At 33.9% G+C, this 11,434-nt stretch carries 11 protein-coding genes; 10 read left to right on the top strand and 1 reads right to left on the bottom strand.

The window, feature by feature from the left end; all coding sequences use genetic code 11:
* The 8 genes from ACIQZ1_RS02390 to rpe all read left to right on the top strand — a co-directional run.
* Positions 1-717: FAD-binding domain-containing protein (locus ACIQZ1_RS02390; RefSeq protein WP_396158692.1), on the top strand; the 717-nt coding region annotated here is incomplete at its 5' end.
* On the top strand, positions 683-829 hold the full coding sequence (locus ACIQZ1_RS02385; protein WP_396158690.1) for a DUF2256 domain-containing protein: 147 nt from the start codon (positions 683-685) through the stop codon (positions 827-829). The genes ACIQZ1_RS02390 and ACIQZ1_RS02385, both read left to right, overlap by 35 nt.
* A 77-nt stretch (positions 830-906) precedes the next feature.
* A complete protein-coding gene (locus ACIQZ1_RS02380) occupies positions 907-2,442 on the top strand; it encodes a cryptochrome/photolyase family protein (protein ID WP_396158688.1) in 1,536 nt (511 codons plus the stop codon).
* Complete coding sequence (locus ACIQZ1_RS02375) at positions 2,439-3,731, top strand: DASH family cryptochrome (RefSeq protein WP_396158686.1); 1,293 nt, start codon at positions 2,439-2,441, stop codon at positions 3,729-3,731. The genes ACIQZ1_RS02380 and ACIQZ1_RS02375 overlap by 4 nt, the downstream gene beginning before the upstream one ends.
* A 98-nt stretch (positions 3,732-3,829) precedes the next feature.
* A complete protein-coding gene (gene rpsO / locus ACIQZ1_RS02370; protein WP_396158684.1) occupies positions 3,830-4,099 on the top strand; it encodes a 30S ribosomal protein S15 in 270 nt (89 codons plus the stop codon).
* Between the two features lie 138 nt (positions 4,100-4,237).
* On the top strand, positions 4,238-6,388 hold the full coding sequence (locus tag ACIQZ1_RS02365; protein ID WP_396158682.1) for a polyribonucleotide nucleotidyltransferase: 2,151 nt from the start codon (positions 4,238-4,240) through the stop codon (positions 6,386-6,388).
* A 133-nt stretch (positions 6,389-6,521) separates the two neighbouring features.
* Positions 6,522-7,385, top strand: coding sequence for an RNA polymerase sigma factor RpoD/SigA (locus ACIQZ1_RS02360; protein WP_026718320.1), 864 nt, complete (start codon positions 6,522-6,524; stop codon positions 7,383-7,385).
* 103 nt (positions 7,386-7,488) lie between these two features.
* The gene (gene rpe / locus ACIQZ1_RS02355; protein WP_396158680.1) at positions 7,489-8,148 is read left to right on the top strand and encodes a ribulose-phosphate 3-epimerase; all 660 of its coding nucleotides are present in this window, start codon (positions 7,489-7,491) and stop codon (positions 8,146-8,148) included.
* A gap of 51 nt (positions 8,149-8,199) precedes the next feature.
* Here the strand turns inward: rpe and ACIQZ1_RS02350 are convergent, their stop codons facing one another.
* A complete protein-coding gene (locus tag ACIQZ1_RS02350; protein WP_396158678.1) occupies positions 8,200-9,192 on the bottom strand; it encodes a substrate-binding domain-containing protein in 993 nt (330 codons plus the stop codon).
* A 112-nt stretch (positions 9,193-9,304) separates the two neighbouring features.
* Between ACIQZ1_RS02350 and ACIQZ1_RS02345 the strand changes: the two genes are divergently transcribed.
* Together ACIQZ1_RS02345 and ACIQZ1_RS02340 are read left to right on the top strand one after the other, a co-directional pair.
* Positions 9,305-10,336 carry an aldose epimerase family protein gene (locus ACIQZ1_RS02345; RefSeq protein WP_396158676.1) on the top strand — a complete coding sequence of 344 codons (1,032 nt, stop codon included), beginning with the start codon at positions 9,305-9,307 and terminating at the stop codon, positions 10,334-10,336.
* Positions 10,337-10,339: 3 nt separating this feature from the next.
* Positions 10,340-11,434 (top strand): arabinogalactan endo-beta-1,4-galactanase, encoded by a 1,095-nt coding sequence (locus tag ACIQZ1_RS02340; protein ID WP_396158674.1) that lies wholly within the window; start codon positions 10,340-10,342, stop codon positions 11,432-11,434.

Below are 11,434 nucleotides of genomic sequence, written 5' to 3'. Positions count from 1 at the left end.
ATTCTAAATTTTGTTTCGCGTTTGCACTGGCATTGTCATTTCATGCAAAAATTTGAAGACGAATTCGAAATGGAATTCGAAAATGCTAACCGGGCTTATGATGTTTTAGTAAAACCAAAAAACGAAACTTATATTAAAGCTTGGCAAGAAGGCAAAACGGGTGTTCCAATTGTTGATGCCTGCATGCGATGTCTAGTGGCAACTGGTTATATCAATTTTAGAATGCGCGCCATGGTGGTGTCGTTTTTCACGTTTAATTTATGGCAAGATTGGCGTGAATTACATTTCTTGGCTAGGCAATTTTTAGATTACGAACCGGGAATTCATTATCCTCAAATTCAGATGCAATCAGGGACAACAGGAATAAATACGATACGTATTTATAATCCAATTAAAAATTCAGAGGAACACGATCCAGAAGGAATTTTTATCAAACAATGGTTGCCCGAATTAAAAGAAGTGCCACTACATTTGCTTCATGAACCTTGGAAAATGAACGAAATGGAGCAAAAGTTTTACAATTGTATCATCGGAAAAGATTATCCAGCGCCTATTGTAAATATTGAAGAAACTCGAAAATACGCCAGCGATATCGTTTGGAGTTTTCGAAAAAAAGATGAAGTAAAAATAGAAGGAAAACGAATTTTGCAAAAACACGTGAGTAATCCCAATAAACCAAAAAATGCGAGGAGTAAAAAAACAAAACCTACCAACTAAAATCTGTATGGTTTGCCAAAAACCATTCACTTGGCGTAAAAAATGGGAAAAAGTTTGGGACGAAGTAAAATATTGTAGTGATAGATGCAGAAATGAAAGATTGAAAAATTGAATGATTTAAAGATTAAAAAATTGCATAACATTCTAAATCTTTAAATTTTTAAATCCTTTAATCTTTAAATAAAAAAAATGTCAAAAACGTTACGATTACTTCTTGGAGATCAATTAAATAGCAATCATTCTTGGTTCAAAACCATTGATGATTCGGTGACTTATGTGATGATGGAAATCCGAACAGAAACGGATTATGCCACGCATCATATTCAAAAAATAGTTGGGTTTTTCTCGGCGATGCGACAATTTACTACCGAATTACAATCGCAACAACATCATGTCATTTATATTCATTTGAATGACACCAATAATTTACAATCCTTTGAGAAAAACATCAAATCTTTAATAGAAAGAGAACAGTTTACGCATTTTGAATACCAATTTCCAGATGAATACCGTTTGGACGAACAGCTAAAAAATTTGTGCCAGTCGCTTACAATCGCAACTTCGGTATGCGATTCAGAGCATTTTATGAGTTCAAGAAACGAATTAGGTGATTTTTTTGAAGGTAAAAAAACCTTTTTGATGGAAAGTTTTTACCACATGATGCGTAAAAAACACCATATTTTAATGGAAGGCGACAAACCTCTGACAGGAAAATGGAATTATGACGGCGAAAATCGAAAAAAACTACCCAAAGATCACAAACCCACTTCGCCTTTAGTTTTTCAAAATGATGTAACCAAAATCATTTCAGAAATTCAAAAAACAGATATCAAAACCATCGGAAACATCGATGCTAAAAATTTTGTTTGGCCTATTAATAGAAAACAGTCTTTAGAATTACTCGACTTTTTTGTAACGGAATGTTTGGCGCTTTTTGGCAGCTACCAAGATGCAATGACGCCCAACGAATGGTCATTGTACCACGCCCGACTTTCGTTTTCAATGAATGTGAAGTTAATCTCCCCTTTGGAAGTGATTCAGCGAGCCATATTGGAATGGGAAAACAATCCAGAGAAAATTGCCTACCATCAATTGGAAGGATTTGTGCGCCAAATTATTGGTTGGCGCGAATACATGCGTGGGATTTATTGGAACAAAATGCCAGAATATGCCACTATGAATTATTTCAATCACGAAAGCTCACTTCCAGAATGGTTTTGGACGGGAAAAACCAAAATGAATTGCTTGAAAGATGCGATTAACCAATCTTTAAATTACGCTTACGCCCACCATATTCAGCGATTGATGATTACAGGAAATTTTGCACTTTTAGCAGAAATTCACCCCGATGAAGTAGACGCTTGGTATTTAGGAATTTATATTGATGCGATTGAATGGGTCGAAATTACCAACACGCGAGGCATGAGTCAGTTTGCCGATGGCGGAATTGTAGGCACAAAACCTTATGTGAGTTCGGCAGCTTACATCGATAAAATGAGTCATTATTGTGGCAGTTGTTTTTACAAAAAAGCAGTTAAAACAGGTGATAAAGCCTGTCCTTTCAATAGTCTGTATTGGAATTTTTACGATAAAAACGAAGATAAATTAGGCAAAAATCCCAGAATTGGTATGATGTATAATGTATGGCGCAAAATGAAACCGGAAGACAAAGTTGCCTTATTAGAACAAGCCGATTATTATTTGAAAAATATCAATAATTTATGATAAAAACAGCAATTGTTTGGTTTAAAACCGACTTACGAATTGAAGATAACGAAACATTATTAAAAGCCATTGCTCAAAGCGAAAAGGTGATTCCCGTGTATTGTTTTGACGATGCACATTTTGAAACCACGACTTATGGATTCAAGAAAACAGGTAGTTTTAGAGCGCAGTTTTTATTGGAATCGCTTGAAGATTTGGATGCCAAATTAAGAACTTTAGGATCAGGTTTGAAAGTTGTAATGGGTAAGCCAGAAATTGAAATTCCGAAATTAGTACACGAATATAAAGCACAAAAAGTATTTGCCAAGCGTGAAGTCGCTTTTGAAGAAAGACAAACTGAAAAAAAGGTTCAAGATGAATTATTTAAGTTACGATGTGAATTAGAAAAAGTTAGTACAAGTACGTTATATCGTGCAGAAGACTTGCCATTTTCTATAAAAGACATTCCGGATGTGTTTACCAATTTCAGAAAAAAAACAGAAAAAGATTCCGAAATACAAAAAGCATTTGAAGCTCCAACAAAAATGAATTCGCCTGAAATTTCTCCTTTGGAATTACCCACTTTAGAAACATTAGGGTTAGACAAAGCTATAATCGATTCTCGTGCAGTTTTACAATTTAAAGGTGGCGAAACGGAAGCGAAGCATCGATTACAACATTATTTTTACGATACAAAATGTTTGTCAACTTATAAAGAAACCCGAAACGGAATGGTAGGCGCCGATTATTCGTCAAAATTTTCGCCATGGTTGGCTTTAGGATGTATTTCACCTCGATACATCTATGCAGAAATTAAAAAATACGAAAAGCAATTTGGCGCGAATGATTCTACGTACTGGTTGGTTTTCGAATTACTTTGGCGCGATTTCTTTAGATTTATGTTCAAAAAATACCAAACAAAATTTTTCTTATACGAAGGCATAAAAACCGAGAAAGTAAATTCGAAATCCTTGAATGAAAAATTACTTACGCAATGGATTAATGGTGAAACTCCTTCGGATTTTATCAATGCCAATATGCTCGAATTACAACAAACGGGCTTTATGAGTAATAGAGGGCGACAAAATGTTGCCAGTTATTTTTGCAACGAATTGAATATGGATTGGCGCATTGGTGCAGCCTATTTTGAGGAACAATTAATTGATTACGATGTATGCAGCAATTGGGGAAACTGGGCCTATTTGGCTGGAGTTGGGAATGATCCAAGAGGTCATCGTTACTTTAATATTGAAAAACAAGCAGCCGATTATGATAAAAACAAATCGTTTAGAAAATTGTGGTTGAAATAAAAAAGAGTTAAAAGTTGCAACTTCAAAAATAATTTGTAAATTTGCACCCGTATTGAGATATACTCAATCTACATAATAATCATTTAAATAATATTAGCATGTATTTGACTAAAGAAACAAAAGCTGAAATCTTCGTTAAACACGGAGGAAAAGCTGAAAACACAGGTTCTGCAGAAGGACAAATTGCGTTATTCACATTTAGAATTTCACATTTAACAGAGCACTTGAAAAAAAATCGTCACGATTTTAACACAGAAAGATCATTAGTACTTTTAGTAGGTAAAAGAAGAAGTCTTTTAGATTACTTAAAGAAAAAAGATATCTTAAGATACCGTGAGATAATTAAAGAATTAGGAATTAGAAAATAGTATACTAAAGGGGCTTTGTGCCCCTTTTTGTTTGCAAATAAGCAGAAAAGTTTGGTTTTTCATTGGGTTAGAGACACGACTACAACACCTTTACAACAACACAACTAACCCTTTGTATAACCTTTGAGAATTAAATTTATGATTCCACAATTATTTGTAGAAAAAATCGATTTAGGTGATGGCAGAAGCATCACAATCGAGACAGGACGTTTAGCGAAACAAGCTGACGGTTCTGTAGTAGTAAGAATGGGTGATACGATGATCCTTGCCACAGCAGTAGCATCTCGTAACATTAACCCAAGTGTAGATTTTTTACCTTTAACAGTAGATTATCGCGAAAAATTTGCAGCCGCTGGTCGTTTTCCAGGTGGTTTCTTCAAAAGAGAAGCGCGCCCAAGTGATAGCGAAGTATTAACTATGCGTTTAGTAGACCGTGTATTACGTCCACTTTTCCCAGATGATTACCACGCGGAAGTACAAGTTATGATTCAGTTAATGTCTCATGATGAAGAAGTGATGCCTGATTCATTAGCAGGTTTAGCCGCTTCAGCAGCATTAGCCGTTTCAGACATTCCTTTTTACAACTTAATTTCTGAAGTACGTGTTGCACGTATCGACGGAAAATTTGTAATTAACCCAAGCAGAGAAGACTTAGCTAAATCAGACATCGACATGATGATTGGTGCTTCTATGGATTCTGTTGCGATGGTTGAAGGAGAAATGAAAGAAATTTCAGAAGCAGAAATGGTAGAAGCTATCAAATTTGCTCACGAAGCTATTAAAGTTCAAATTCAAGCGCAATTGCGTTTACAAGCTGCTTTTGGTAAAAAAGAAACGCGTACTTACGAAGGTGAGAGAGAAAACGAAGAAATTTACAAAAAAGTAAAAGCCGCTGCTTACGATAAAATTTATAATATCGCTAAAGTAGGTTCTGCCAAGCACGAAAGAAGTGCTGCATTTGCGGAAGTAAAAGAAGAAGTAAAAGCTTTATTTACTGAAGAAGAATTAGCTGCTGATGGAGATTTAGTATCTAAATATTTCTATAAAACGAATAAAGAAGCCGTTCGTAACGTGGTATTAGAATTAGGTATTCGTTTAGATGGTAGAAAAACAACTGACATCAGACCAATTTGGTGTGAAACAGATTATTTACCAAGAGTTCACGGTTCTTCATTATTTACACGTGGAGAAACTCAAGCTTTAGCTACAGTAACTTTAGGGACTTCAAGAGAAGCGAATCAAATAGACTCTCCATCTGAACAAGGTGAAGAAAAATTCTATTTACATTATAACTTCCCTCCTTTCTCAACTGGAGAAGCAAAACCTTTAAGAGGAACTTCAAGAAGAGAAGTAGGTCATGGAAATTTAGCGCAAAGAGCATTAAAAAATATGATTCCTGCAGATTGTCCTTACACCATTCGTATTGTATCTGAAGTATTAGAATCTAATGGTTCGTCTTCAATGGCAACAGTTTGTGCTGGAACAATGGCTTTAATGGATGCTGGAGTTCAAATGGTAAAACCAGTTTCTGGAATTGCTATGGGATTAATTACTGATGGTGAAAAATTCGCAGTATTATCTGATATTTTAGGTGATGAAGATCACTTAGGAGATATGGACTTTAAAGTAACTGGAACTGCTGACGGAATTACAGCTTGTCAAATGGATATCAAAATTGACGGTTTACGTTATGATATTATGGAGCAAGCTTTAGGACAAGCACGTGACGGACGTTTACATATTTTAGGAAAATTAACAGACACCATTGCAGCTCCAAGAGCTGAGGTTAAGAAACATTCTCCAAAAATCATCACAAGAACTATTCCTGGAAACTTCATTGGTGCCTTAATTGGACCTGGTGGAAAAGTAATTCAAGAATTACAAAAAGCCACTGGAACTACTATCGTAATTAACGAAGTGGACGAACAAGGTGTAGTTGAAATCTTAGGTACAGATCCTGATGGAATTGCAGCTGTTTTAGCTAAAATAGATTCTATCATTTTCAAACCAACAATGGGAGAAGCTTACGAAGTGAAAGTAATTAAAATGTTAGATTTCGGTGCGGTAGTAGAATATACGGCTGCTCCAGGAAACGAAGTTTTATTACACGTATCGGAATTGGCTTGGGAACGTACAGAAAACGTTACGGATGTAGTAAATATGGGCGATATATTCCAAGTGAAATACTTAGGAGTTGACCCTAAAACTAGAAAAGAAAAAGTGTCAAGAAAAGCACTTTTACCAAGACCTCCAAGAGAAGAGAAAAAAGATGACGCTCCAAAAGCATAATCTTATTTTTTAAATAGTTTAAATCCCGATAGTGTAAAAAGTATCGGGATTTTTATTTTTTTATAACTTTTTGTAACTTTTTTATTTTTATTGCGTATAACAAGTAGAACATTAACGTGAAGGGGAAAATTCAATGAGACAACTTAAAATAACCAAGCAGGTTACCAATCGTGAAACTGCTTCCTTAGACAAATATTTACAAGAAATTGGTAAGGTAGATTTAATTACTGCCGATGAAGAAGTAGAATTAGCACAACGTATAAAAGCGGGTGACCAACGTGCCTTAGAAAAATTAACGAAAGCGAATTTACGTTTCGTAGTATCCGTTGCCAAACAATATCAAAATCAAGGTTTAACCTTACCCGATTTAATTAACGAAGGAAACTTAGGATTAATTAAAGCGGCACAACGTTTTGATGAAACTCGTGGATTCAAATTCATTTCATATGCGGTATGGTGGATTCGTCAATCGATTTTGCAAGCTTTGGCTGAACAATCTCGTATTGTACGTTTGCCTTTGAACAAAATTGGTTCTATCAATAAAATCAACAAAATGTATGCTTTGTTAGAGCAATCTAATGAAAGACCACCTTCTGCTGAGGAAATTGCAAAAGAATTAGATATGACCGTAAATGACGTAAAAGAGTCTATGAAAAACTCTGGTCGTCACTTATCAATGGATGCGCCGCTTGTAGAAGGGGAAGATTCTAACTTATACGACGTATTACGTTCTGGTGAGTCACCAAATCCGGATAGAGAATTAATTCACGAATCACTTCAAACTGAAATTGAACGTGCTTTGGAAACCTTAACTCCAAGAGAAGCAGACGTAGTGCGTTTATATTTTGGCTTAAGTGACCAGCATCCAATGACGTTGGAAGAAATTGGCGAAACTTTCGATTTAACTCGTGAGCGTGTGCGACAAATTAAAGAAAAAGCGATTCGCAGATTGAAACATACTTCAAGAAGTAAAATATTAAAAACATATTTAGGGTAATCCTACCAAAACTCCGGCTTTAATCCGGAGTTTTTTTTAATTAAAAATATTCAATACCAACCTGAAATTTTGAATATTGAACCAAAAAATAAATTTTACATATATGAAAAACACACTTATCGCTCCTTCGGTTTTAGCAGCAGACTTTGCTAATTTACAACGCGACATTGAAATGATTAATGTTAGTGAAGCTGATTGGTTTCATATTGACATTATGGATGGCGTTTTTGTACCGAATATTTCTTTTGGAATGCCCGTTTTGCAAGCTATTTCAAAACACGCTACCAAAACTATAGATGTACATTTAATGATAGTAGATCCTGACAGATACATTACTACTTTTGCTAAATTAGGCGCGAATGTATTGACAGTTCATTATGAAGCTTGTAATCATTTACACAGAACGCTACAGGCAATAAAAGCTGAAGGTATGAAAGCTGGAGTAGCCATAAACCCTCACACAAATGTAAAAGTTTTGGAAGATATTATTCAAGACATTGATTTGGTTTGTATCATGAGTGTAAATCCAGGATTTGGCGGACAAAGTTTCATTGAAAAAACATATGACAAAGTAGGTCAATTGAAAGAAATGATACAAAGATGTAAAGCCAACACCATTATAGAAATTGATGGTGGTGTAACCAATAAAAATGCAAAACAATTAGCAGATGCTGGTGCAGATGTATTAGTTGCAGGAAGTTACGTTTTTGGCGCACAAGACCCAATCGCAACCATTGCTGATTTGAAGCAAATAACAAAATAAAAAGCATTCCGATTATAAAAAAATCCTTCTTTTTAAAGAAGGATTTTTTGTTTATAACGATTTTCTCAAAATTAATTGACTTTCGTTTTCTATTTTTTCTTTCGTATTGTTCAAAATCATTTCTGCTAAACGGATTCCCATTTCACTAAAATTAGTTGAAATAGTTGTAATGCCTTTAGCTACCACTTTTTTCAAAGGGGTGTCATTATACGAAATTAACCCAATATCTTTTCCAATTGCTAATTTACTTAAGGCTGCATTTTCAATAATTGTTACTAAATCTCTATCATTAGGCAAAATATACACGTCGCCTTTTTGAAGAGAATCCACTGTAAATTCCGACTTAATTTCATACTCAAAATGATACGTAGTACAGAAGCTTTCAAAGCCCAACACCATTCCAATAGGTTCTTTTTTCCCAGGAAAAATTAATACCAATTTCTTATATTTTTTTAATCGTTTCAGTCCTTTCTCTAAAGCAGTATAGATATCTTTTACAAAATTCTGATAGACTGCAGGATACTTTTTTAAATCGTCTCGAGTTTGATCTAAAATATACGTTTCATCCAAAGGTAATTTATTAATAATTTCAGTTGTATGTTCTAAATTAGAAGGCATAATAATGTATTTGGAATAATTCCCAATACTGTCTTGAATCAATTTTGTAAACACCTCTCTATTAAAATGATGAAAAAAGATATCCACATTAGCCTTGTCATTTATCGTATCTAAAAACGAATTATAAATTTCTTCCTTAAAAGCATTTAATTCATCAAACAAAAGAAAGATGCGCTGTTCGGATTTAAAATCTGTACTTTTAATAAAATATCCTTTTCCTAATATAGCATAAATAACGCCTCGTTTTTTTAATTCGTTATACGCTAACAATACCGTGTCTCTTGATAAATTATGCCTTAAGCAAATTTTATTTATAGAAGGCAATTTCTCGTTTATAACCAATTTATGCAACAAAATTGCCTTTTCTATTGAAAAAATAATTTGCTTATATTTCGGAATTGAAGAAGTTGTATCTATAGTTATCATAAAACAAATGTATGAAACTGGTAGTTAAAAAACAACAAACTGGTAGGTACTGGTATGATATTATTATTTAAAAATATAAATTTGAATAATAATCAAAATACATTTAATAAAATTGTCGGATATTAAAAAAGATAATAAAAATATTACTTCGTTCGGATGTACTTCGAATGGGAAAGAATCATTTTGCTACATATTACGAAATTCAAACGGTTTAGAAATAGCAATTATTGACTATGGTGCAACTATACAATCCATAAAAATACCCATTTCATCAGGAAAAAAAGTAGATGTTGTTTTAGGTTTTAATCATGTTTCTGACTACGAAAAATCATTTACGCTTTCGGGCGCACCTTTTATTGGAGCTGTAGTGGGAAGATATGCCGGGAGAATAAAAAATGGATCTTTCAAATTAAATGATGATGTTTTTCAACTTAATAGAAATTTAGGACAGCATCATTTACATGGTGGGAAAACCAATTTCAGCAACAGCTTTTGGAACGTAATTTCACATTCAAACAATTGCATCACTTTAGAATATATTTCAAAAGATTTAGAAGAAAATTACCCAGGCGATTTAACAGTTCAAGTAACTTACAACTTAAGTGATATTGACGAATTAGAAATTACTTATACCGCAAAAACAACAAAAGACACCATAATAAACTTAACACAACACTCATATTTCAATTTAGACGGACACGAAAAAACAATTGAAAACCAAAAACTACAAGTAACGTGTTCGGAGATTTTAGAAACAGATGAAGAAAATGTTCCTACAGGCAATTTTTCAAACATTATTGATACTTCATTTGATTTTTTAACTTTCAAAAATTGCCCAACAAAAATTGATACTTCATTTGTTATTTCTAATAATTCTACTTCTGTAGCTACTTTAAAAAGCACCGAAAACAAGATACAAATGCAGGTTTTCACGAACCAACCTTCGGTACATATTTATGTTGGGGGCAATTGCGAAAATAAAATTATTGGAAAAAATAATGTAAATTACCATGCTTTAAGTGGCATTTGTTTTGAAACACAAAATTATCCTGACGCTCCAAACCATAGTAATTTTCCAAATGCCATATTAAGAAAAAACGAAACCTATAATCAAAAAACAAGTTTTAAATTTGAAAAAATATAACTTATGAAATCATTTATCAGATTAACCTTAATAGTAACTGGATTATTTTTATTTTCTTGTTCTTCAAATGATCCAGAAGTAAACCCAGCTCCTATTCCAAATATTCCTACTTCAGATGATTTTATTCGGGCTGCGGATATGTCGTATTTACCTTTAATTGAAAGCGAAGGTACCATTTTTAAGAAAAATGGAGTGGCAGAAAATGCGATTACTACCTTAAAAAATGCAGGTTGTAATACCATTAGAATTAGAATTTGGAAAAATCCGTCAACTACTAGTTCAAGTTTAGCGGAAGTAAAAGCGTTGGCATTAAGAGTCAAGCAAGCTGGGATGAAAGTTTGGTTAACTGTTCATTATTCGGATACTTGGGCAGATCCTGGCAATCAAACACCGCCATCGGATTGGGCTAGTTTATCATTTGCAAACTTAAAAACAGCTGTTAGCAATTACACCACATTATTGATGACTGAAATTCAGCCAGACATTATCCAAATAGGAAATGAAATAAATAGCGGATTTCTTTGGCCACAAGGGCATTTAATTAATAACGAATCGCAATGCTTGCAACTTATTTCGGCAGCAAGTACTGCCGTAAGGAATCAATCTGCAACGACTAAAATAATGATTCATTATGCAGGAATTGGAAGTGGCGCCACTTGGTTTTTAAATAAAATGAGTAGTATAAATTATGACTATATTGGGTTGTCTTATTATCCTGTTTGGCACGGTAAAATACTTTCAGATGTGAATACTACCATTACTTCTTTGGGTGAAACACATAATAAAAAAGTGGTTATTGCTGAAACCGCCTATCCGTTTACATTAGGATACAACGATTATACAAATAATATTTTAGGATTGGCAAATCAATTAGTACCAACGTATCCTGCTACAAATCAAGGACAAAAAGAGTTTATTTTAGCTATAAAAAATCTTGTAAAGCAAAATTCAAGAGGATTAGGCTTTTGTTATTGGGGTGCCGAATGGATAGCGTTTAGAGGTCCGACAGCTACAAATGGTTCGTCTTGGGAAAATCAGGCGTTATGGGATTTTAACAACAATGCACTTCCTGTAATGGATGCGTTTAGTCAAAACTAA

The organism is Flavobacterium sp. (assembly GCF_044341185.1).
Taxonomy (GTDB): Bacteria; Bacteroidota; Bacteroidia; order Flavobacteriales; family Flavobacteriaceae; genus Flavobacterium.
Note: the sequence above shows the minus strand (reverse complement) of the source record. Positions and strands in the feature narration are given on the sequence as shown.

Coding starts and splice junctions, on each gene's coding strand:
- ACIQZ1_RS02385 (WP_396158690.1), top strand. CDS start 683: ATGCGAGGAGTAAAAAAACAAAACCTACCAACTAAAATCTGTATGGTT.
- ACIQZ1_RS02380 (WP_396158688.1), top strand. CDS start 907: ATGTCAAAAACGTTACGATTACTTCTTGGAGATCAATTAAATAGCAAT.
- ACIQZ1_RS02375 (WP_396158686.1), top strand. CDS start 2,439: ATGATAAAAACAGCAATTGTTTGGTTTAAAACCGACTTACGAATTGAA.
- rpsO (WP_396158684.1), top strand. CDS start 3,830: ATGTATTTGACTAAAGAAACAAAAGCTGAAATCTTCGTTAAACACGGA.
- ACIQZ1_RS02365 (WP_396158682.1), top strand. CDS start 4,238: ATGATTCCACAATTATTTGTAGAAAAAATCGATTTAGGTGATGGCAGA.
- ACIQZ1_RS02360 (WP_026718320.1), top strand. CDS start 6,522: ATGAGACAACTTAAAATAACCAAGCAGGTTACCAATCGTGAAACTGCT.
- rpe (WP_396158680.1), top strand. CDS start 7,489: ATGAAAAACACACTTATCGCTCCTTCGGTTTTAGCAGCAGACTTTGCT.
- ACIQZ1_RS02350 (WP_396158678.1), bottom strand. CDS start 9,192: ATGATAACTATAGATACAACTTCTTCAATTCCGAAATATAAGCAAATT.
- ACIQZ1_RS02340 (WP_396158674.1), top strand. CDS start 10,340: ATGAAATCATTTATCAGATTAACCTTAATAGTAACTGGATTATTTTTA.